We start from the raw sequence: 23,012 nt of genomic DNA, 5'->3' as shown, positions 1-23,012 counted from the left end.
AAAACGAAGGATTAATCCGATAAAACCTCCAAATTGAATGGGGCATATTGGATTACTGTATTTATCATGAGGAAATTAACAGAAAGTCAGGTGAGTAACGGCAATGAGCACCCTTTATGAAAAAATAGATGAACTAATGGACCGAAAGCGTAAGGTAGAACTTGGCGGCGGGGACGACCGGATTGATGCCCAGCATAACAGAGGCAAGCTTACTGCCAGAGAACGGATTGACCTGCTCTTGGATGAGGATACATTTGTTGAATTAAATCCATTTATCCAACATCGTGCCATGAACTTCGGAATGGATAAAATCGAAGCCCCAGGAGAAGGGGTAGTCACTGGATATGGGAAAATTGGCGGCCGTCTTGTTTATGTATTTTCCCAGGATTTCACCGTGTTCGGCGGTGCACTCGGCGAAATGCATGCTCTTAAAATCGCTCGCATTATGGACTTGGCAGCCAAAAACGGTGCACCGGTCATTGGTTTGAACGACTCTGGCGGTGCCCGGATTCAAGAAGGGGTTGTCTCCCTTGACGGTTACGGAGATATTTTTTATCGTAATTCCATTTATTCAGGGGTAATTCCGCAAATATCTGTTATTCTAGGCCCGTGTGCCGGCGGCGCTGTCTATTCTCCGGCGATTACAGATTTTATCTTTATGGTAGAGAAGACGAGTAAAATGTTCATTACCGGTCCTAAGGTCATTGAAGCAGTAACCGGTGAAAAAATTTCAGCAGAGAATCTTGGCGGTGCGAAGGTGCATTCCAGTATAAGCGGGGTTGCTCATTTCACAGCAGAGTCTGAGCCGGAGGTATTAGATCAGGTTAGGAAATTGATGAGCTATTTGCCGCAAAATAGCATGGAGAAACCGCCAGTCCTCGAGGCGGCAAATGACGATGGCTGGAACGATGATTTGATCGATCTTGTTCCAATTGAAGGAACCAAAGTTTATAATGTGATCAAGGTAATTGAGCAGGTAGTAGATGATGGTGACTTTTTTCAAGTCCAAGCAAACTATGCGAAAAATATTGTCGTTGGTTTCGGACGAATTGATGGGCATAGTGTAGGAATTATTGCCAATCAGCCAAAAGTGATGGCAGGCGGCTTAGATATTAACTCTTCTGATAAATTGTCCAGGTTTATCCGCTTTTGCGATTCTTTTAATATACCGTTAATTACGTTTGAAGATGTAACGGGATTTTTCCCTGGGATCAATCAGGAGCATGGCGGGATTATACGTCATGGGGCAAAAATTCTTTATGCTTATTCGGAAGCGACCGTGCCAAAGATTACCGTGATTCTAAGGAAGGCCTTTGGCGGCGCTTATGTTGCTTTGAACTCGAAAGCGATTGGAGCAGATATGGTTTATGCATGGCCGAATGCGGAAGTTGCTGTGATGGGGCCGGAGGGTGCTGCCAATATTATCTTTGCAAAAGAAATTGAACAAAGCGAAGACCCTGTTGCAACCAGGGCGGAAAAGATTGCAGAATACCGTGAGAAGTTTTCGAATCCATATGTAGCAGCCTCCCGTGGTATGGTTGATGATGTCATTGATCCGCGTGAAACACGCAAGAAGCTGAAAGAGTCACTGGAAATGCTCCGGACAAAGAAAGAAACAAGACCGGCGAAGAAGCATGGGAATATTCCACTGTAAAAGGCACTGTTATAACTGAATGTTGATTTCAATGTGTTTGAAAATAAACGGAGAAATTTCGTTTAAATTAGGCAATACCATTAATTCTTTGTAAATAAAGGGAATTTTTCCGTCTATATGATCCAAATCAATGGATTTTGCCTAATTTGGAGCAGTTAACCGGAATACCTCCGCTTATATCTGCTTTTTTAGCTTCATCCTATACATTAGCCGGAAATTCTCCGCCTATGAATGGACATACCTACACGAAAATCAACAATAAAGATTAGTAGATCCTTTTAAAAGTATATAGTAAACCATAAAAAAGCTGGCTCCTTTGGTTTTTAGGGCCAGCCTTTTCACTATTTAGGGTTGTAAATAGCCGCACTGCATCCTATTAATATTCGCTTTTTGTACATTGCCCGCACCAAATTCTTCTTTCGTTTTCTTCTCCGAAATAACGGACCATCATCCCCTAAATAATATATTCGGCAGCTAAAAGTGATACTCAAATCAATAATAACACTAAAGTGTAAAACTACAGCGATGGGATTTTTATTTTAGAAGGCTCTTTTCTCATATATTGTTGCTTTTAGCTATATTGAAAACACCGAGTGGATTGGAGCGAAAGGAGCTTGACTCCTGCGGGAAATAGAGGAAAGGTCGAGACCCCGCAGACGGAACGTCGAGGAGGCTCGACTTCCTCCCCGCGGGTTTGCTGAGCGCCTGTAGCGGAAAGGAACGGACAGTGTTATTCCCAAAAACAACAAACTTTACGAAAAGAGCCTTTTAGAAAAACTCTTCTAAACACTTTTTTACTTAAATTCAAGTTTATGTCTTTTGATCTCTGCGTTATAATTAAGTTGTTATCATAATTTTTGTAAGATTGTCAGAAATGGTAATACATATTTGTAAGAGATGAGCCTAACCTTAGGCTTATACATATAACAAAAATGACTACTTCGAGGAGATGACTGGATTGTCAATAGAGGTGCTATCGAAAAATACAGCGGAAGTTTTTAGTGCTATTATTAGGGAGCCTAATTGGGATAAAATGGAGCTGCAACAAGGGATTAGGAAGATTTTCTTACAAGCAAGAGACAGTGTGGGTACTCCGGAAGAGTACTTGGAATCACTATTGCTTAATGATACCCTTCAATATGCCTATACTAATACTGCCATATCTTTTTTAATGGAGTGTATTGAAGAAGAGAAGTTTCTTTCACATGAAAGCTTCCAATCAACCCTGGCGAATGTTCCTCAACAAGTGAAAGATTCTAATTTCATCGCCGAAAACATGCCTAGGGTAAAGGAGTTAGTATATCAAGGCTCGACCCTTGAAGAGCAAGTAGCCCATGCTGAAAGTTTTTTCTTCAAAACCAAGCTAGTAAACGATTTATTGATTAATTTTATCGGGATCTTCCTGGAACCGAATAATAGGAATTATATGGAGAGTTACTTGGAATATTCCTCCAGGATAGTCGCTGATGCTGTTATGAACTATTGCCAAGCTTATACTAATCATATTCTTGAAGAACAAAATTCAATGAATTCAACTAAATAGAAAGAACCTGGTCTTGAAAATCTATAAAAATTTATACATAAGTATACAAATGTCAAGTGAAGAAAAGCGATCCGTTTTTCTTCACTTGTTTTATTTAGGGACCTATCGGATAGTGTTGTTTATTAAAATCCCCGTTCATTAAAGAAAAAATAGGCTGCCGCAGCAACCCAGTTAAAAAATTTACCTTTACAAATAAATAAGTCAAAAACACCCAAAGTGGCGCGCCCATTCGTTTATTTTTTTTTCAATTCATTAACAATTTCGGTAATGCGCTTTTCTACTTCATAAAGATTTTGTTGCATCCGATCACGCCGGCTGGTCAAGACCTGCAATTCCTTTTCTAATTCCTCTGTTTTGCTCATGATTTCCCCCTTGCTGATGAATATGATATATCATTAGTATGCTTTTATCCGCCGTCCTAAGACAAGGAAGAAAATGTTTGCCGTATTGGCAGACATTCTTTTAAGAAACTGCTTCTTTAGCTGAATAAGACTGCCGTTTAATTTGGTCAATCCGGTCAATAATTCCTGTAAATAGATAATTATTGGGATAGATGAAATTGTTATTATCTAGAGCATGGGGGAATTTATGAAGCTGATAAAAGAATTGAAGGTTCTATTTGCATTCATCAATGAAGGTTTTAAAGTCTAAAAGGTTATTTGTTCAAACCAGCACACATAGTCTCAAGTTGAAGCTGCCTTATTGTTTGTGAATCTACAAGGAGCTTTACTTAAATAGAGGTATTATCTTTCTTCTATTAAAGTAACGCGGTTTCGTTTAATAATAAAATCAACTATAATATAATTTAGTCTATATAATCAGGAGGCGGAGAAGAGTGGAAAAGGTAACACCGTTTTTAATGTTTCAAGAAGGCAACGCAGAAGAAGCGATGAATTTTTATACATCTATCATTGAGGATTCTCAAATTACAAGCATTGTTAGATATGGGGCGAATGAAGCTGGTCCAGAAGGCACCGTCTTCCAGGCTACTTTTACCTTGAAAGGTCAAGAATTTATGTGTATTGACAGTTTTGTCAAACATCAATTCTCTTTTACACCTTCTTTCTCAATCTTTCTTACTTGCGATTCTGAAGAAGAGCTTGAAAATCTTTATGAGAAACTCCTCGAAGGTGGACAAGCACTTATGCCTTTAAGCAACTATGGTTTCAGTAAAAAGTTTGGTTGGGTAAATGACCGTTTCGGAGTTTCGTGGCAAATCAATCTTCCTTAATAAAACATTGTACTTAATCAAATAAACAGGTTCTTTAATTAAAAATAACCCAATTATTAAAGCCGAAAAATATGCAAATCTTTATTCGTTTCTTGCATATTTTCGGCTTTTTTTCATTCTAAAAATATTAAAATATTGATTAGTCTGATTGGCCGGGAATTATTTTTAAATTACATCTTCTTGAGAAGTATCAAGCGCCTGGCTGAAGTCTAAGCTGTAACATTTTAAAAACACCTTTGAAGCCGTAAAAACGGGCTTTATTAGCGAAAAGTTTTATTGAAAAAAAGCTTTATTCAGTAATACTTTATAACAGTAGTCAGTATCACTAATTACTTATGATACAGAGTACTGAAAAGTAATTAAAATCTAACCAGCCATTTTGTCAGCTTTTCTTGTTTCACTAACTGTAGGTAAGTTCAGTTAAGGGGTAGGATAAGGAAATCTATTTGTGGAAAACTATGGTGAACAATTTGTTTACTTAAGAAGAAATGTATCAATCCATTGTAAAGGGTGTTTAATAGTGAAGGCAGCTGAATTATTAGTTAAGTGTTTAGAGGAAGAGGGCGTAGAGTATATCTTTGGGATACCAGGTGAGGAAAATATCGATCTTATGGATGCTCTCCTTGATTCAACGATTAACTTTATCGTAACACGGCATGAAACGAGTGCTGCTTTTATGGCAGGGACCTACGGAAGGTTAACGGGAAAACCGGGTGTATGCTTGGCCACCTTAGGGCCAGGTGCTACAAATCTTTTAACAGGTGTGGCAAATGCCAACATGGATTTGAATCCTATTGTAGCAATTACAGGCCAGGCTAGTTTAAACCGGCAGCATAAAATTAGTCATCAGTATTATGATTTAATTCACATCTATGAACCAGTAACAAAATGGAATGCACAAATAAAAAAGGGTGAAATCATACCTGAGGCAGTCCGTAAAGCATTTCAAGTATCGACACAGGAAAAACCAGGTGCTGCCCACATTGATCTCCCAAATGATGTTGCTGGAATGGAGGTTCAGGGAACTCCTTTAAAGGGAACTGTCCATACTATAACAGAAGCAGGCGATCAGGTCATTAAAGAGGCAGCTCAACTTATTGAAAAGGCCGAACACCCAATCATTTTAGCTGGTAACGGAATAACGAGAGGGCATGCTGCTGAACCATTTAGGGCCCTAGTTGAAAAGGCCAATATCCCTGTCGTCCATACTTTCATGGGAAAAGGAGCTCTTCCCTGGACCCATGACTTAAGTTTATTTACAGCAGGCATTGGCGGGAATGATTACATTACATGTGGATTTAATCACTCCGATTTAATTATCGCGATTGGTTTTGATATTTCAGAATATGCTCCATCTAAATGGAATCCTAATGGTACCACCTCCATTTTACACATTGATACAGAAGAAGCAGAGACTGATCAAAATTATCCTGTAAAACTAAATGTAGTAGGAGATATCAAACGGAATTTAGAAAAGTTACATAATGTCCTATCCCCAGGAGAAAGGAATAATTCATGGGTATTGAACGTTCGGAATAAAGCACTGGCTGAGCTGCAGCAATTTCGTGATGATACCAGCTTCCCGCTCAAACCTCAGAAAATTATTTCCGATTTAAGAGCTGTTTTAAAAGAAGAGGATATTGTGATTTCAGATGTGGGTGCACATAAAGTATGGATGGGGAGAATGTTCCATACCTATCAACCGAATACCTGTCTAATTTCAAATGGCTTGGCATCAATGGGGATTGCTGTCCCCGGAGCGATAGGAGCGAAACTTGCCCAGCCGAATCGAACCGTTGTCGCTGTTAGTGGGGATGGATCTTTTCAAATGACCGGTGCTGAGTTAGAAACAGCTAAACGGCTGAATCTCCCCATTATTGTTTTATTATGGAGAGATGAAGGGTATGGCTTAATCGAATGGCATCAGATGAAAAAGTTTAACCGTCCTTCCCATATTAAATTTGGAAATCCTGACTTTGTGCAGCTGGCCTCGTCCTACGGATTTGAAGCAATGCAAATTAACAAGGCAGAGGAACTTAAGCCTGCACTTGAAAAAGCCATTGCCATGAACAAACCAGTCTTTATTGATTGCCAAGTTGATTATAGTGAAAACATGAAATTAACGGAGAAATTAAGTCATCTTCAATGCTAAGAAAGGGAGGATCAGCATGCGGCTCGGTTCGATTATCAATGGTCAAGAGCGAAAAGAATCTAATCGGGAAACACTTGAAGTAAAAAATCCCTACAACCAAGAAATTGTAGCGGAATTAGCGTTAGCGACAGAAACTGATCTGAATGAAGCAGTAGAAAATGCTTTTGAAACTTTTCATTCTACGATGAAGAAGATGCCTGCACATCAACGGAGTGATATTTTACGAAAAGCAGCCGACTTATTAGAGGAAAAGCCAGAGGATTTTATCGACACGATTGTCCGAGAGGCTGGAAAACCAATCAAATATAGCCGAGATGAGATCAATCGTTCCATTCAAGTCCTGCGCTTTGCTTCGGAACTAGCCAAAAATATTACTGGAGAAGTCCTGGCCATGGATGCAGCCATTGGCGGGGAAAACCGAATGGGGCTTGTGAAACGAATCCCATTAGGTGTGGTAGGAGCCATCACTCCTTTTAACTTTCCATTGAATCTGTCTTTGCATAAAATTGCACCAGCGATTGCGGCAGGTAATACGATTGTGTTCAAACCTGCTGAGAAAACACCTGCGTCGGGTTATAAATTAGTCAAGTTATTTCAGGAAGCAGGCCTGCCGGATGGGGCATTAAATTTGTTAATGGGAACAGGAGCGGTAGGGGCACCGCTTGTCACACATGAAAAAGTCCATAAAGTTTCGTTTACGGGAAGCTTAGCAGTCGGTAAGAAAATACGTGAAACCGCCGGCTTTAAAAAAGTAACCCTTGAATTAGGCTCCAATTCCCCTAATATCATTTTCGAAGATGGAGACCTAGAAACAGCTGTAAAAAGATTAGTGGTTGGAGCATTTTCTTTTTCAGGGCAAGTTTGTATTCATGCTCAACGAATCTTTGTACAAAAAAATGTTTATCATCCATTTTTGGAACAGTTTATCAACGAAACAAGGGCTTTGAAAATTGGGGATCCAATGGAGGAAGCCACAGATATCGGACCTATGATTACCGAGAAAGAGGCCGAGCGGGCTAAGCTATGGATTGATGACGCGGTTCGAAATGGTGCAAAAATAGAAGTGGGAGGCGAACGAAACGGAACCATTCTATCTCCAACCATCATGACAGATGTCGATCGCAATATGAAAATCATTGCAGAAGAGGTTTTTGCACCGATTGTATCAGTCATTCCGTTTGATACAGAAGAGGAAGTTATCGGATATGCTAACGACTCCATTTACGGTTTGCAAGCGGGTGTCTTCACCCAGGATATAGACCGGGCAATCCGGGTAGCAGACCAACTAGAAATTGGAGGTGTTTGGATTAACGATATTTCTACCTACCGGCAAGATAATCTCCCTTACGGAGGTGTAAAACAAAGTGGAGTAGGCAGAGAAGGAATTAAATATGCCATTGAAGAAATGACGGAGCTGAAATTTATTGGCATTAAACTAAAGTAGCACCATGGGGACGGCTCACATGCTCCATATATTGTGGATCCTTTTTGAAAGATTCGGCTTAAAATGAGGTTGACCCTTCCTCATAGTCCTAATAAACAAACTTTGTATCATTCCGTAAATTTCGAAGTTTAATCATTAATAATTGAAAAAACGTACTAATAGCTAATTCTTGTTGACTAAAGTATGGAAGGGGTTAAGAAGGGGGTTGCGGCGGCAACCCCTTTCTTTATATAGGGAGTTTACTTGAATAAGCGTAATTTTTTCGTAGCAGGTATCATTAATTAAATGGTTTACTCCAATTTAGCTGTATTTATCTATATTTACACGAATATTAATTTAATTGGAAAGGTTTCATAATAACGGTCTGTAAGGGGGATTGACTTGGAGTTAATTGGAAAAGGTGTCATTCGTAAAGACGCTTGGGATAAAGTGACTGGAGACGCGAAATACACAGATGATTTCCAATCAGTCGGAATGCTTTCTTGTACAAAAGTCATCAGCCCATATGGACACGCTAGAATCACAGCGATTGACACGACAGAAGCACGAAAAATGCCTGGAGTTAGGGCGATTATCGCAGGAGAACATTTTCCACTTACAGGTGAGGCCATTCGCGACCGCCCGCCAATTGCTGTTGATAAGGTCCGTTACCACGGTGAAGTTGTTGCCTTAGTTGTTGCTGATACTCCTTCACAAGCTAAGAAAGCCGCTGACCTTGTGAAGGTCCAATATGAATTATTACCTGTGGTAAATTCACCTACACAGGCATTCGAAAGGAATGCTCCCCTCGTTCATGAAAGGTTAGGTGAATACAAAAAGGAGGAAGATTCAAGCCCGGTCCCTGGAACAAATATTGCAAACCATATAAAAATTCGCAAGGGCAATATGGATCAAGGATGGTCTGAGAGTGCTGTAACAGTAGAAGCAAGCTATTCCTTTGCCCCATCAGATCATTCTGCAATGGAAACAAGATGTTCAACTTGTGAGATTTCACGAGATGGAACAATTAATATAATGACCTCATCTCAGGCACCTTATATGGTCAAAACGTTGATATCCGAATACCTTGGTGAAGATATAGGGAAAATTGTTGTTCATACGCCGTTTGTTGGAGGAGGCTACGGTGGAAAAGCACCCGTTCAGCTTGAAATACTTGCGTACTTAGCATCGAAGGCTGTTGGTGGCCGACCCGTAAAGGTTTTTAATACTCGTGAAGAGGATATCATTACATCTCCATGTCACATTGGTTTAGATGCAACAGTTAAAATTGGGGCTGACCGTAACGGGAAAATAAAAGTAATGGAAATCCTTTTTTTGTGGGATGGGGGAGCCTATTCGGATAAAGCAATTGATGTAACGAGATCTGGGGCGGTTGATTGCACAGGACCCTACAATGTGGAAAATGTATGGTGTGATTCATACTGTATGTATACCAATCATCCGTATGCCTCCCCATACAGAGGTTTTTCTCATTCCGAGCTTACGTTTGTGATTGAAAGAACAATGGATTTACTCTCACAAAAATTGCAGATGGATCCGCTGGAACTTAGGTTTTTAAACGCCATTAGGCCAGGAAATACAACACCGACAAGGGTTCCTTTAAATAAAAGCAATTTAGGGGATTTACCAAATTGTATTGGGAAAGTAAAACATTTAATGAAATGGGACGAAGGACCGATTAAAGAGATAAGTGAACGTTTTGTTAGAGTAAAAGGCGTAAGCTGCAGTTGGAAAACGTCTACGATTGATGCAAACGCTCCCTCAGGTGTTACTTTAACCTTAAATCGAGATGGCAGTATCAATTTAATGTCAGGCCTTATCGAAATTGGAACTGGAACTAAGACTGTGCTTGCTCAAATTCTCGCCGAGAGACTCAAAATGGATGTCGATAAAATTCATGTCAGAATGGAAATTGATACCCAGACCATGCCAGAACATTGGAAGACCGTTGCCAGCAGGGGAACATTTATGGCAGGCAGGGCCACCTTAAATGCTGCAGAAGATGTGATTAACCAATTAAAGGAAGTGGCCTCATGTGTGCTAAGAGCACCGGAAGAAGATTTAGAAGTGGCAAATAGCCGGGTGTTTTTGAGGGATGATCCATCCATTGGTCTCCATTTTAAAGATATTGGTTATGGGTATAAGTATCCAAATGGCAACGCTATTGGTGGTCAAATCATTGGCAGAGGGAAATATATTTTACGCCATATAACGAAATTGGATCCCGAAACTGGAGCTGGGAAGCCTGGTCCGGAGTGGTCTGTCGCGGCTTATGGAGTGGAGGTAGAATTCGATCGTATGAATTATACTTATCGATTGGTTAATGCTGCGGCGGTGGTGGATGCTGGCAGGGTGATGAATATAAAAACAGCATTAGGCCAGGTTATGGGGGCAATGAGTATGGGGCTGGCATTCGCTGGAAGAGAAACATTTTATTTTGATGATTTAGGGAGGGTTTTAAATCCGCAGCTTCGGACGTATCGTCCACTTCGATATGGAGAGAATCCTAACTACCTGGTTGATTTTGTTGAAAATCCACAGATTGATGCACCTTATGGAGCTCGTGGAATAGGAGAATTAGGTTTGATGGGAATGCCTGGGGCACTCGGGAATGCGCTGTCCTTAGCAGCTGGTGTTTCGCTTCATAATCTTCCATTAATTCCAGAATTGATTTGGAAAGCAAAGGAAAAACAATAAAGTATATCCGATGGGAACGAGTCCAGTTCCATTTAAAGGTCGTCGTATATGAGGACTAAGCATATTAGTTACAGCAAAGTAATTTTAGGAATACATTTCAATTTAAATAATAGAACCAACCTACGTTTTTAGTTTGCCTTATAAAGCTTGATATCGGGATATGAAGGATGAGATTGTTTTGGGAATAGGAATCCTATGGTATAAGGTGATGAATGGCTGTTAATCGAAATGCTTTTTTGATTTCAACCGGAGCACGACGTGCATCTTCTATGGTTCGCTTGCCAGTCAGAATGTCGTTCATCAAATTTAAAGCCATGAAATTCTCCGTTTCTTGATCGCATTTAGCCATAGCTTCACCAGAATACCTTTATTATAATAAAAAGTTGGAAAAATACACTTAGGGGCATTCCTTCACTAATGGGGTAATGCCATTTTCTTCTTTAAGTAACAAAGTGTAATAAAATGTATATTGAAAAAGTTAAGAAATCAGTGAACTTGGGGGAACAAAATATGAGTGGAATTGCAAAAACTCCTGAACCACCTTATTACGCAGTAATTTTTGCATCACAGCGAACTAAGGGTGACAGAGGTTACGGAAAAATGGCTGACAAAATGGTAGAGTTAGCTTCTCAGCAGAAGGGTTTCTTAGGGATAGAAAGTGCTCGTGATGGGGAGTTAGGAATTACAGTTTCATATTGGGACTCTTTGGAATCCATAAAAGATTGGAAGGAAAATTCAGCCCATAGAATGGCACAAGAAAAGGGGAAAACAGAATGGTATAAAAATTTTTCTCTTAGGGTTTGTAAGGTAGAAAGACATAAATTTTTTGAAATGTAATTAATTATTTTACATACTAGATTTGTTAATGTAAGGCATTTTGATGTAGTTTTTTCCATTAATAAAAATAAAATGTGAGGTGATGATATAGAAGTATTCAAAATAAAAGGAGAGATTCTTATGACTCAAATTGATGTAAATCAACTAAATCAAGCAAAAGCAAATGTAACACTCACCCAGGAATTATTAACAAAAGCAATTGAAAAGGCAAATTCCGATCCTACACTCGCCCAGGAAGCGATTAAACAGGCATCAAACGAGATTTCATCTGCTTTAACCGCCGTAACACAAGTACAAAAGTCAGCTCAAGCCCAATCGACAGAGTGATTAAATAGTATTTACCTGATACAATTGAATATAAAACCTGCAAATCCCTATGACAATGTCTAGGGATTTTATTATGGGGAATATTTGTTGGTTGTACTTGTACTAATGTGTTTAGTTGAATAAAATTATCGTCTCGTCAAGAATTAAAGCCAACTATTAAAACAATAGTTGGCTTCATTCAAAATGTGACTACAAGATAAACTGCTTCATAAAATAAAACAGTCCCATTAGGTTGGATTATTACCAGGATACTTACGGTCTTTTCTTTGTGGTTTAGGACGTTTATCATCCATCATAAAACTGCCACGACCAGAGGAAGGAGAGCAATGATTACCATTGTCAAGGGGAACGTATTTAATGCAATCTCAATCTCCCCACGTTCTTTCATCATACCTTGTGTTTCTTTTAGTTCTGAAGCCCCTCATTCCATTATTTTCCCTAAAGGACCAAAAATATATTGAAGAAGGGTGATAGGACCTGGTACCTTTTCCAGGTTAAAAAAGGACAGAAATGCAGAAATGAACAGGATGGCAGCAAAGGGGATTTTCTCAGCTCTTGAGGCCTTTTTGAGACGCTTCCACTCAAATAACACAATCAGCCAAATTAGTCCTTGTACTGCCAGTATTGTACTCCAATTCCATTGCATTATTCCTTCACCTCGTCTCTTGGAAGTGCTGCTGGAGGTCCAATGAAACCAGGTCTCCTTACTTCTGCATTCACCGCAATGTTGACTTTTATTTCCGGGAAGATTTCATCCCAGTTGTCCCTTGCTTTTTTCCATTCTTTCGGATATTTTTGATGAAATCTCCTTCCGAATTCGAAAACATCGGTCTTATATTCATGTTGAAGCTTATCAATTGTTAGGGTCACTCTTTCCTTTAATGCAATTTCGTATTCTCTCTGGATTGTATTGATGACATCCTCATTCATAAGATTTAAATGCGTTTCATTTTGGACAATATCACCTTCAATAGAAACGTGAAGATTCATAATCCAATGTTTTCCATTGATCTGAGGTTTATACCCCATTTTTCCTATGGTCGGTGTCATGGTAATTTTTCCTTGTTCGCCTTTTGGCTTAATGGAGATTGTACTTCTTTTTACTTCATCTTTTAACCACAATAATCCACGTGTTTCCATCATGTTAAGCGTTCCAATCATTTTATCTTTATGAAAAATAGCGGCTCCAACAATAACAGGTATGGTTTCATGTGATTTTCTTGCATATTCTTTTGATACCAATCTTTTAATATAGGGCATAGAGACACTTTCACTTTCTCCCATTAAGCCCATATCGACATCCCTTAAAGTAGTAACCATACCATACTCTTCCAGTGTTAATTTTCTTAGTGCCTCCCCGGAAAACCTTTCTAAAGGTGGAACTAACATCAAGCTTTTACTTGCTTCCCCTTCACTTACAAAGAGAAGGGAATTCCCTCTTGGACCCGGATGACGTGTCAAGAAATCGATATGATTGCGTATGCCGCTCTTAGCCAGTTTGTTTCCGAAAATGTATACTTTGCATTGACCCCAAAACAATCTTCTCGGTACATTGACTTGTAACTTTGAAATAGCGTTGGCAAGATTATCTCCCGTTCCTTCACGAACAAAAGTAGAACCTGAGCTTGGATCTTCTCCGGTTTCTCCGCTTGTAATGGCACGCGGAATAAAGAGTTGGACCGACACTCTTGTTTTTCCATCCTCCAATAGGTCGATTGCTGTCGACGTAACAATTGCGAGATCCTGCATTTCCACACGATCCCAACAGCCAGAAAGAGTGGGAATACAAAGGCACATGATGAAAATGAGGCTTTTCTTCAACCGCTCTCGCTCCTTTTCCTGCGTACTAAGGCAATGATTAGTAAGACTAGGGGTAAGACAGTCTGAACGATAACAAAGTAAAACGGCTGAATTTTGGTCATGAAGTCTACCAAGACCACAATATTCGGAATGTCCCAATAACTTACTAAAATGATCAAGAGACTTATGGGAAACACAATCAACCGGTAATCCGAAAGCCTTAAAAGTTGGGCAAGGCCTAAATTGACAACATAAAGAAAAACAGTAATCTTCACAAAATTCCCAAGTACCCATGAGGCGGTGATGATTGCTTCAAAGTTCTCGAAAAATCCCAATACCGTAATCGCGCGGATGATCGAGTATACAGGATATAATTGATTGACGGATGAAACCCCTAATAAGGTAAGGACAAAAAAATTAACATAAAAAAGAAAAACCATTACAATAAGAGACGCTTTCATCCCTGACTTAAGACCCTTTTTTTGATTACTGATAAATGGGTAAAGAAATGCTAAAAGAAAAAATTCACTGTACCATGCATTATGTACAATTCCTCCCTTGATGACAGGGAGAACCCCATTCTCCAGAACAGGAAGCATATAGGAAATATCTATATCCTTAATGATTAATAAGAGAGAGACAGATGTACTCAGGTATAGTGTCGTACATATAACGGCGGCACGTGATATCACTTCTATCCCGCCCCGCACCGCCAATGCACTTGCAAACAAGATGGTGGAGGAAAACACAATCCCAGGTGTTTCGAGCATCACGTTACCGGTGATGAAATCAGAATATTCCCTAAGGACTAGTCCTGAATTATAGGTATAAAAGGAAATGAGAAAAAAACCAACTATCTTTCCAACTGCTTTCCCAAGTATTTTTTCACTGTATTGGATGGGTGTTAACCTCGGAAACAGTTGATGAAGTTTCCAAGCGATGTATACAGTTAAAAAACTGACTACAGAGCCTGCGATGGGCGTCATCCACATGTCATGACGTGCAAACCTTCCGGCTATGGACGGGATTGTAAGGATACCTGTAGCAATAATGGTTGGAACCATAAGAAATTCCATTTGAAGGGCTGAAATTTTTCCTTTTTCTAGCACGATTTAAGTCACCACCATTCTCGCTTTAATCAATACCGTCTTCGGGACCAGGCTTTAAGTTTTGTCCTTGTCTTGTATCATTGTATTTCCCCGTCAAGTGAGGGCGTTTGTTCATCTTCCATAATGGAGCGCGAACGAGCGTATCCTGTAACAGATTTTCTTGGAGAGTGGCGATTGGGCTTAAATAAGGAAGCCCAAAAGATCTTAGCGATGACAAATGGATAATTAGAAAGATTAATGCAAGCATCACACCGATTAATCCTAACGAGCCTGCCAGAATAATGATAGGGAATCTTAACAAGCGGATGGCAAGGCCAATTGAATAGCGAGGGACCATAAAGGAAGCAATCCCTGTGAGACTCACCACAATAATCATAGGGGCTGAAACAATTCCCGCCTGAACAGCTGCCTGTCCAATCACAAGTGCTCCTACGATACTGACAGCTGAACCCACTTGTTTAGGAAGACGTATTCCAGCTTCCCTTAACGCTTCAAATGTAATTTCGAGCATAATTGCCTCAACGATTGCAGGGAAGGGAACGCTTTCTCGGGAGGAAGCAATACTTAACATAAGATCTGTTGGTACCATTTCCTGATGAAAAGTTGTAATGGCAACATACATGGAAGGTAGGAATAACGATATGGCTAAAAAAAGAAATCTGAGAGACCTAATCACGTTCCCTATCCAAAAACGTTCATAATAGTCCTCATGCGATTGAAATAAGCTAAAAAAACTGACAGGTGCAATCAAAGTAAAGGGTGTTCCGTCAATCATTAAAACAACCCTGCCTTCCAGCAGATTTGCGCCAGCCACATCAGGACGCTCTGTATACAAAACTTGCGGAAAAGGGGAATAGGGGTTATCCTCAATGAATTGTTCAATGTATCCACTTTCCAATACTCCATCAATATCTATCCGTTTAATACGGTTTTCGATTTCCTCAATCAATGTTTGAATTGCCAAACCCTCTATATAAGAAATCACAACCTTGGTTTTCGTATATTTGCCCACATGGAGGGTCTTCATTTTCAATGCCGGGTCTTTAATAATCCGCCGCAATAAGGAAATATTGACACCCAAAGATTCTGTGAACCCTTCTCTTGGACCTCGAATGGAGGTTTCAGCCTGAGGCTCCTCAATTGAGCGCTTTTCAAATTTCACTAATCCCAGTGAGAATGCCTGTTTATACCCATCAAACATTAATATTGGGTTTCCTTCGGTAATTGCATCTATACAGGCCGAGTACGTACAAATCGATATTATATTTGAAATGGGTAATTGATTTTTTATCGAAAGAAGGAAGTCGGAATCATCAAATCTCATTTGGCTGATTAAGGGTTCCAACACTTGTTCGTCCAGCTTTTGAGTATCACTTAATCCCTCAATATAGATGATTGCGGCGTCTATTCTCCCTACAACAAAGGAACGGAAAATCACGTCTGAACTTTCCCCGTAAAGAGAGGTGAAAAATTGCACATTTTCTTCAAGCCTCTTCGATAATGGAAAGTCCTTTGAAAAAGTCTGTTGTGGTGTTCTGTTTGCTTTTCTTTTTTTATTGGCAGAGAGCCTTCTTAATCGAATCACCACCATTTCCTCCTCTGGCTTCATGTATATATTAAATTTCCATATATTCTCATGAAGTATACAAAAGATTTAACTATTGTATTTGCGGGAGGAACAGTTATCGAAATTCTAACGTGATGTTATTGGAGAAGGGGGAGGTTTTTTCAGTTGATTACTAGAAATGCAGATGGGATACCAGCACAATAAATTAATAAGACCCTCACCCAGTCAATAAGAGGGGAGGGTCCTTTCTAAAACGACCTTTCATCATTTCCAGTTCGTTTTACGTTTTTATTTAGCGGTCAATAAGTGGTTGGAAATTACCTCTGATTCCACTTTTAAAGCTTTCTTTATCAGTAGATACTGTTCCATCTCTTTTATCAATTGAAATAATTGAGCCCTAGCCTCAAATTCCTCCATGGATTCCGGGAGAGGTTCATCCTTAAATTGGTTTTGTAAATCATATAATCGGATTAACAACTGCTGTGCCGTGTTCCCTGGGTGAATGGAACTGCTTAATACTTCGAGAAAATCCGCAATCATATACCTTTGTTTGACTAACGGCTCAATGGATGTCACGATGGGCAGGATCCGTTCAATAATTTCAAATTGTTTTTCACGTATTTGAAAATAATGATAATAGTAATTTTCTGAACGTAAAAAATGATTCTCTACATTCCTAAACGCCAAACTTTTGGCTTCCTCCAGCAAGCTGGCCGTCTCTGTAATTTCATTCCCCATCCAACGGCTTTCATTTGTCCGTAAATAGGAAACCATTTCCTCAAACATTTTGCGGAAGTTTTTCTCAATTTCTACTTGATACTGCATTAGCTTGGAATCTAGACTTGGCATATACAAATTCACCAGCAGGGCAATGCCAATGCCAATGACAATAAGATAGACCTCATTTAGAACGATTCCCAAAGTTAGTTGGTGCCCTGAGTAGATATGGAGAATAATGACGGAACTCGTTACCACACCTTCAGCGACCTTGAAAAAAACAGTAACTGGTATGAAGAGTAATAGTAATAATCCAATGACCAAAGGATGGTAGGCAATCCCTTCAAAAAATATAAACGAAAAGCCAATGCCAAGTATACAAGCAACAAAACGGGCATACGCAGTTTTGAGGGATTTTTTCTTAGAGTTTTGTATACATAAAATCGTTATGATGCCTGCAGAAGCAAAAAAATTTAATCCGAAAAATTGAGCAATGATGATCGCTGCTGCCGTGCCTATGGCTGTCTTTAAGGTACGATAACCGATTTTATATCTTCCCATATCTTAACCTCTTCTAATCTAATAGTTTTAAAAAAATCTTCCAAAACGGAAAATTTTCTTATTTTAAATGGGGAAAACCCTGTTGGCGCAAAGCTTCATATACCAATATGGCAGCAGTATTCGATAGGTTCAGTGAACGAACATGATCACTCATTGGTATTCTCAGAAAGTGATCTTTATTTGTTCTTAGTAAATCTTTTGGTAATCCCGTTGTTTCTTTTCCAAACATAAAAAAATGTTCCTTTGAAACGTCGCTGAAATCAAAGGATGAGTGTGCTTCTTCTCCAAACGTTTCAATATAGTAAAACTCACCTTGATTTTTTGAAAAAAAGTCATCCAATGAGTCATAGTAGATTATGTTTACAGACTGCCAGAAATCTAAACCAGCTTGTTTTATCATTTTTTCATCTGTTGAAAAACCAAGTGGCCGGATTAAATGCAAGGTTGTATCCGTTGCGGCACAAGTCCGTGCAATATTTGCCGTATTAGACGGAATTTCTGGTTGATATAGTACAACATGAATTGCCAAGAATGGTCACCTCTGTCTTTATTTTCCCCTCCGAATTATAGCATAAAGAAAGGGAGGATATGTACATAAGCTAACAAAGGCAATGGGAGTTTAAGGTTAATCGGATATATTAACTGTTGGTAATTTGATAAATTTCGTGGGACAGATGGAGTGATTGCCTCTTCCGTTGCTGCTTGCCCTCTTATGTATCAATCAGCTAAGACGGGGTTTGAATCTATTGATAGGGATATTGAGAATGCGGCCCGTGTTGATGGGGCAAATGAGTATAAGTTATTTATGTCTGTTACCATTCCACGAAAAGCAGTATAATTCTTCCTGCATTTTATTATCTTTTCTGAAAATAATAAGTTCGGGGTGATAAAATGGCAACAGCTAAAATCGGGGACAATATTCTATTTAAACGTGAAGGGAAAAGCTATGAGGGAATTGTGACAGTTGTTAGAGAAAATTCTGTTATTGTTAAGTACGGATTCAATCAAGAAAAAAACGAACCAATTACAACCATAGTCAATCATAAAAATTATAAAATTACTAATGGAACTTAGTGAAAAATATACATTGAACTGGGCAACAAAAAGGGCTGTTTCGTCAGTCCTTTTTTATTGCCGTTATTAAACTGAACGAAGCAGGTTCATTGTAGAACTGAAGCTGCCAATGAAATGTGGTGGCATTTTTTATCTCACTTAGGGGTTTCATGAATATGATGATGCGTTGGTTCATAAAATCTTAATGGTTAAAAAATCAGATTATTCGACAACCGTTGAAATATCAACATCTATAGATGGAGGTCAGTCATTTTTTTATTGCACAATCGGTTATCATGTTGTATAGCAGCGTTAGCATTCCATCTTCAAAGGGCGAGTTGCTTGAACAACAGAAATGGATATGGTGTTATGCAAAAAGACCATTCGGTTGGGCCTTTTCTATATTTTGGAACAGGTGACAAAATATTGGACATAAAGACGATACATATAGTATTTTTATTTTGTGTCACGAAATTATTTGGGAGGCATAAACATGGAATACCGTCGTTTAGGAAAAACAGGACTAAAAGTGAGTGAAATAAGTTTGGGCAGCTGGCTTACATATGGTGGGTATGTAGAGGAACAAAATGCTGCAGCTTCTATCGATAAGGCCTATGACCTTGGGATCAACTTTTTTGATACTGCCAATGTTTATATGCGCGGGGAAGCAGAAATTGTAGTCGGAAAAGCTTTAAAGAAGTACGTACGTGATTCCTATGTTTTAGCCACAAAGGTATTCTGGCCAATGGGCGATGGGCCAAACGATCGTGGGTTATCCCGAAAACATGTAATGGAACAATGTCATGCGAGTCTAAAACGTCTGAACACCGATTATGTGGATATTTATTATTGCCATCGTTTTGACCAGGAAACGCCGCTTGATGAAACATTGCGGGCCTTGGATGATCTTGTACGCCAAGGAAAGGTATTATATATCGGGGTCAGTGAATGGACGGCTGAACAAATTACAGAAGCGGTTCATCTTGCAGACAAAAAGCTACTCGACCGCATTGTTGTGAATCAGCCGCAATACAGCATGCTTCAACGGTATATTGAAAAGGACATCATCCCAGTATGTGAAAAACATGGCATTGGCCAAGTTGTTTGGTCTCCTCTTGCACAGGGTGTTTTAACTGGTAAATATCAGAAGGGTTCTCAGGCACCTGCTGGAAGCCGTGCATCACAAGAAAAATACAGTAATCTTTTTGGATTACTCACTGAGGAGAATCTTGATAAAGTGGAACTACTAAAAGAGGTTGCCAAAGACAATGATATGTCACTTGTCTCCCTGGCACTATCGTGGATTTTACGACAACAAAATGTCTCCAGTGCTCTTGTAGGGGCAAGTCGTCCTGAACAGATGGAGGAAAATGTAAAAGCATCAGGCGTAAAATTAAATGCTGAAACTCTCGCTCGTATTGAGGACATTTTAAGATAAGGCACCGTTAGAATTTATTTATTCTTTGAAAAATTAGTAAAAAAAACCGTAGAATTGGTGTTTCTTCTTATTCGAATATCAATTAAATACCTTTTCACTGTGAGTTCTTGTTCAACTAAAGGGTGCAAGAATTGAAGAAAAGCAATACATTTTTTCAGCATTGCTTTTCTTATGGCCCTTTTTAAAAATACTTCTTATATAGGTCTTGCCGCCTTAAATTCCTTCGATTCCACTTTTAAAAGCTTTCTTTATCAATAGATACTGTTCCATCTCTTATATCAATACTTTTAGCTTCCCCAGCAAGAGGGCCGTCTCGGTAATTTCATTCCCCATCCAACTGCTTTCCTTTGTCCGTAAATAGGATACCATTTCCTCTAAAACTTCGTGGAAGTTTTTCTTATCTTCTACTTGATACTGCATTATATTGGAATCTAGACTTGGCATAAACAAATTCACCAGAAGGGCAGTTCCAATGCCAAGGATCGAATCCGTAATAGACATTTGCGAAACAAAAAATCGAGGATTTTCGACAGTATTCTTGTTGCATAATAAAATATGATGTGTTAATCTTTATGTGTAATCGGTTACACATTAGAGGTGAAACTAAATGGCTACAATACGGGATGTTGCCAAAAAAGCTGGAGTATCTGTAGCGACAGTTTCCAGAGCTTTAAATGATAAAGGCTATGTTCACGAAGATACTAGAAAACTAATCAATCAAGCGATTGAGGAATTAAATTATAAACCGAATGAAGTAGCAAGGTCTTTATATAAGAAAAAATCAAGGTTAATTGGTTTATTGCTTCCTGATATTCGAAATCCTTTTTTTCCTGAGTTAGCTCGGGGAGTTGAAGATCAGGTGCAGGAGCGTGGTTTTCAGCTGATTATTGGAAATGCAGATGAGAAACCTGTAAAAGAAATTGATTATATCCAAACATTTAAACAGAATAATGTAATCGGTCTCATCTCAGCAACGAATCAATCTGAAACAGGTCACTATGAGCATTTACCCTTCCCAGTCGTATTTCTTGACCGGACCTCTAATCAGCATCCTTCTGTGTATGCAGATGGGGTAGCTGGTGGAAAAATGGCGGCAAAAGAAATCATTAGAAGGGGAAGCAAGCGGATTACGCTGCTTAAAGGACCGATGGAATTGAAAACAGCCCAGGATCGTTTTAAAGGGGCAATCGATGAGCTTTGCAAATCCAATGTTAATTTTAATGTAATGACCACTGCATCGTTTACTTTTGATGAAGCTGAAAAAACTGCACAGGAAATTTTTGATAAATTTCCTGGAACAGATGGAGTGATCGCCGGCAATGACCTTGGCGCTGCAGCCATCTTACATGAGGCATTAAGAAGAGGCATTTCCATTCCAGGTGAACTGCAAATCATTGGCTACGACGATATCCCGCTTAGCAGTTTGTTGTTCCCGCCGTTGTCGACCATTCGGCAGCCGGCGTATGATATGGGAAAAGAAGCCGCAAAACTATTAATTGCAATTGTTAATAATGAGATCATAGAGCAAAAAAATATTCAATTGCCTGTTACCTTTATTGACAGGGAAACAACTAGAAAGGTTGAGGACAATGGCTAAAATAACCGTAATCGGAAGTTCATCGATGGATTTAGTAGTGACCGCCGCCAAAAGACCAAGTAAAGGTGAGACGATTTTAGGAGAATCGTTTAAAACAGTTCCCGGCGGCAAGGGAGCCAACCAGGCTGTTGCCGCTGCCAGGTTGGGTGCAGAGGTATATATGGTCGGGTGTATTGGGGACGATGCATTTGGAAAAGCCATCCTTGAAAATTTTAAGAATAATCATGTGTTGACGGCTTATGTGGAACCGGTTACAGGTGTGGAGAGCGGCACTGCTCATATTACCCTCGCAGAAGGTGATAATAGCATCATTGTGGTAAAGGGCGCCAATGATTATGTAACACCTGAATTTGTCGACAGGGCCCTGGGTGTCATCCGTGAATCTGATATTGTCCTTATACAGCAGGAAATTCCTGAAGAAACAGTGGAATATGTCAGTGAAAAATGCCATCAATTTGGAGTGCCGTTATTAGTAAATCCAGCGCCGGCCCGGCCAATCCGCAAGGAAGTCATCGAAAAGGCAGCCTATCTCACACCAAATGAGCATGAAGCAACGGTCCTTTTCGATCATAAAGACCTTCATGAGGCTTTATTAGAATATCCAAATAAAGTATTTATCACAGAAGGTAAAAATGGAGTCCGTTTCCATAATGGCAATACGGAGGTAGTGGTTCCTTCATATCCTGTTGAGGCTGTTGATACAACAGGTGCAGGTGATACCTTTAACGCTGCCTTTGCTGTTGCACTTGCTGAGGGAAAAAATTTTGAAGAAAGTATTCGATTCGCCAATCGTGCTGCTTCACTATCGGTTACAAAGTTTGGTGCACAGGGCGGGATGCCAACACGGGAAGAAGTAGAGGAGAGTATGTAAAATGAAACGCCATGGAATATTGAACAGCCATATTACTAAAGTGTTAACTGACCTCGGTCATACAGATTATATTGTGATTGCGGATGCAGGATTACCGATTCCGGAAGGAGTTACCAGAATTGATTTAGCGCTAAAAGCAGGTACACCTTCCTTTGTTGAGGTGTTGGACGCAGTTGCAGACGATATGGTCATTGAAAAGTATATTATCGCATCTGAAATGGAAGCGGGAAATCCGCAAATAGAACAATATGTAACGAATAAATTTGTTGAAATTGATGTGGAACGGGTTACACATGAGGAATTTAAGCAGCTAACCAAAAAGGCCAAGGCCGTCATTCGCACTGGTGAAATTACACCATATGCAAACTGTATTTTACAATCAGGCGTGTTTTTTTAATAGAATGAGGTGAAAAA

Annotated in this window: 21 protein-coding genes and 1 pseudogene; 14 read left to right on the top strand and 8 right to left on the bottom strand. The window is 39.4% G+C overall.

Features of this window, described 5'->3' with window-relative positions:
* Nucleotides 1–103 precede the first annotated feature (103 nt).
* Nucleotides 104–1,654 (top strand): acyl-CoA carboxylase subunit beta, encoded by a 1,551-nt coding sequence (locus ACZ5AE_RS15725; protein ID WP_464565353.1) that lies wholly within the window; start codon nt 104–106, stop codon nt 1,652–1,654.
* Between the two features lie 970 nt (nt 1,655–2,624).
* The gene (locus ACZ5AE_RS15720) at nt 2,625–3,197 is read left to right on the top strand and encodes a hypothetical protein (protein WP_464565351.1); all 573 of its coding nucleotides are present in this window, start codon (nt 2,625–2,627) and stop codon (nt 3,195–3,197) included.
* Nucleotides 3,198–3,430: 233 nt separating this feature from the next.
* Here the strand turns inward: ACZ5AE_RS15720 and ACZ5AE_RS15715 are convergent, their stop codons facing one another.
* Nucleotides 3,431–3,559 carry a hypothetical protein gene (locus tag ACZ5AE_RS15715; RefSeq protein WP_464565350.1) on the bottom strand — a complete coding sequence of 43 codons (129 nt, stop codon included), beginning with the start codon at nt 3,557–3,559 and terminating at the stop codon, nt 3,431–3,433.
* 473 nt (nt 3,560–4,032) lie between these two features.
* Here ACZ5AE_RS15715 and ACZ5AE_RS15710 point away from each other — a divergent pair, with 473 nt between their 5' ends.
* The 6 genes from ACZ5AE_RS15710 to ACZ5AE_RS15685 all read left to right on the top strand — a co-directional run bounded on the left by ACZ5AE_RS15710 (nt 4,033) and on the right by ACZ5AE_RS15685 (nt 11,885).
* Nucleotides 4,033–4,428 (top strand): VOC family protein, encoded by a 396-nt coding sequence (locus ACZ5AE_RS15710; RefSeq protein WP_464565348.1) that lies wholly within the window; start codon nt 4,033–4,035, stop codon nt 4,426–4,428.
* 520 nt (nt 4,429–4,948) lie between these two features.
* The gene (locus ACZ5AE_RS15705; protein WP_464565346.1) at nt 4,949–6,580 is read left to right on the top strand and encodes an acetolactate synthase large subunit; all 1,632 of its coding nucleotides are present in this window, start codon (nt 4,949–4,951) and stop codon (nt 6,578–6,580) included.
* A 16-nt stretch (nt 6,581–6,596) separates the two neighbouring features.
* The gene (locus ACZ5AE_RS15700; RefSeq protein WP_464565344.1) at nt 6,597–8,024 is read left to right on the top strand and encodes an aldehyde dehydrogenase family protein; all 1,428 of its coding nucleotides are present in this window, start codon (nt 6,597–6,599) and stop codon (nt 8,022–8,024) included.
* A 381-nt stretch (nt 8,025–8,405) separates the two neighbouring features.
* Complete coding sequence (locus ACZ5AE_RS15695; RefSeq protein WP_464565342.1) at nt 8,406–10,721, top strand: xanthine dehydrogenase family protein molybdopterin-binding subunit; 2,316 nt, start codon at nt 8,406–8,408, stop codon at nt 10,719–10,721.
* 510 nt (nt 10,722–11,231) lie between these two features.
* On the top strand, nt 11,232–11,558 hold the full coding sequence (locus ACZ5AE_RS15690) for an antibiotic biosynthesis monooxygenase family protein (RefSeq protein ID WP_464565340.1): 327 nt from the start codon (nt 11,232–11,234) through the stop codon (nt 11,556–11,558).
* A gap of 120 nt (nt 11,559–11,678) precedes the next feature.
* Nucleotides 11,679–11,885 (top strand): hypothetical protein, encoded by a 207-nt coding sequence (locus ACZ5AE_RS15685; RefSeq protein ID WP_464565339.1) that lies wholly within the window; start codon nt 11,679–11,681, stop codon nt 11,883–11,885.
* Nucleotides 11,886–12,306: 421 nt separating this feature from the next.
* On the opposite strand, the gene ACZ5AE_RS15680 is transcribed toward ACZ5AE_RS15685, so the two are convergent.
* From ACZ5AE_RS15680 to trmL, 6 genes are all read right to left on the bottom strand, one after another.
* Nucleotides 12,307–12,531: a hypothetical protein gene (locus tag ACZ5AE_RS15680; RefSeq protein WP_464565337.1), complete on the bottom strand. Its 225-nt coding sequence runs from the start codon at nt 12,529–12,531 to the stop codon at nt 12,307–12,309.
* Nucleotides 12,531–13,706, bottom strand: a complete 1,176-nt coding sequence (locus ACZ5AE_RS15675; RefSeq protein WP_464565335.1) for a Ger(x)C family spore germination protein — start codon at nt 13,704–13,706, stop codon at nt 12,531–12,533. Before ACZ5AE_RS15675 ends, ACZ5AE_RS15680 begins: the two co-directional genes overlap by 1 nt.
* A complete protein-coding gene (locus ACZ5AE_RS15670) occupies nt 13,703–14,794 on the bottom strand; it encodes a GerAB/ArcD/ProY family transporter (protein ID WP_464565333.1) in 1,092 nt (363 codons plus the stop codon). The genes ACZ5AE_RS15675 and ACZ5AE_RS15670 overlap by 4 nt, the downstream gene beginning before the upstream one ends.
* A gap of 25 nt (nt 14,795–14,819) precedes the next feature.
* Nucleotides 14,820–16,379 carry a spore germination protein gene (locus tag ACZ5AE_RS15665; protein WP_464565332.1) on the bottom strand — a complete coding sequence of 520 codons (1,560 nt, stop codon included), beginning with the start codon at nt 16,377–16,379 and terminating at the stop codon, nt 14,820–14,822.
* A 270-nt stretch (nt 16,380–16,649) separates the two neighbouring features.
* Nucleotides 16,650–17,639, bottom strand: a complete 990-nt coding sequence (locus ACZ5AE_RS15660) for an aromatic acid exporter family protein (protein ID WP_464565330.1) — start codon at nt 17,637–17,639, stop codon at nt 16,650–16,652.
* Nucleotides 17,640–17,697: 58 nt separating this feature from the next.
* Nucleotides 17,698–18,168 (bottom strand): tRNA (uridine(34)/cytosine(34)/5-carboxymethylaminomethyluridine(34)-2'-O)-methyltransferase TrmL, encoded by a 471-nt coding sequence (gene trmL / locus ACZ5AE_RS15655; RefSeq protein ID WP_464565328.1) that lies wholly within the window; start codon nt 18,166–18,168, stop codon nt 17,698–17,700.
* Between the two features lie 150 nt (nt 18,169–18,318).
* Between trmL and ACZ5AE_RS15650 the strand changes: the two are divergent.
* From ACZ5AE_RS15650 to ACZ5AE_RS15640, 3 genes and pseudogenes are all read left to right on the top strand, one after another.
* A pseudogene (locus ACZ5AE_RS15650) lies at nt 18,319–18,462 on the top strand (molybdate ABC transporter permease subunit); the annotation flags it as partial.
* 68 nt (nt 18,463–18,530) lie between these two features.
* Nucleotides 18,531–18,713 carry a DUF2187 family protein gene (locus tag ACZ5AE_RS15645; RefSeq protein ID WP_464565326.1) on the top strand — a complete coding sequence of 61 codons (183 nt, stop codon included), beginning with the start codon at nt 18,531–18,533 and terminating at the stop codon, nt 18,711–18,713.
* Between the two features lie 472 nt (nt 18,714–19,185).
* Nucleotides 19,186–20,130: an aldo/keto reductase family protein gene (locus ACZ5AE_RS15640; RefSeq protein ID WP_464565324.1), complete on the top strand. Its 945-nt coding sequence runs from the start codon at nt 19,186–19,188 to the stop codon at nt 20,128–20,130.
* Between the two features lie 273 nt (nt 20,131–20,403).
* Here the strand turns inward: ACZ5AE_RS15640 and ACZ5AE_RS15635 are convergent, their stop codons facing one another.
* The gene (locus ACZ5AE_RS15635) at nt 20,404–20,631 is read right to left on the bottom strand and encodes a hypothetical protein (protein ID WP_464565323.1); all 228 of its coding nucleotides are present in this window, start codon (nt 20,629–20,631) and stop codon (nt 20,404–20,406) included.
* Between the two features lie 106 nt (nt 20,632–20,737).
* Here ACZ5AE_RS15635 and ACZ5AE_RS15630 point away from each other — a divergent pair, with 106 nt between their 5' ends.
* The 3 genes from ACZ5AE_RS15630 to rbsD are packed head-to-tail and all read left to right on the top strand — an operon-like array spanning nt 20,738 to nt 22,995.
* On the top strand, nt 20,738–21,727 hold the full coding sequence (locus ACZ5AE_RS15630; RefSeq protein ID WP_464565321.1) for a LacI family DNA-binding transcriptional regulator: 990 nt from the start codon (nt 20,738–20,740) through the stop codon (nt 21,725–21,727).
* Complete coding sequence (rbsK, locus tag ACZ5AE_RS15625) at nt 21,720–22,598, top strand: ribokinase (protein WP_464565319.1); 879 nt, start codon at nt 21,720–21,722, stop codon at nt 22,596–22,598. The genes ACZ5AE_RS15630 and rbsK overlap by 8 nt, the downstream gene beginning before the upstream one ends.
* Nucleotide 22,599: 1 nt before the next feature.
* Nucleotides 22,600–22,995 (top strand): D-ribose pyranase, encoded by a 396-nt coding sequence (gene rbsD, locus ACZ5AE_RS15620; RefSeq protein WP_464565317.1) that lies wholly within the window; start codon nt 22,600–22,602, stop codon nt 22,993–22,995.
* The last annotated feature ends 17 nt before the right edge of the window (nt 22,996–23,012 follow it).

Source organism: Neobacillus sp. S1227 (genome assembly GCF_055385255.1).
Note: the sequence above shows the minus strand (reverse complement) of the source record. Positions and strands in the feature narration are given on the sequence as shown.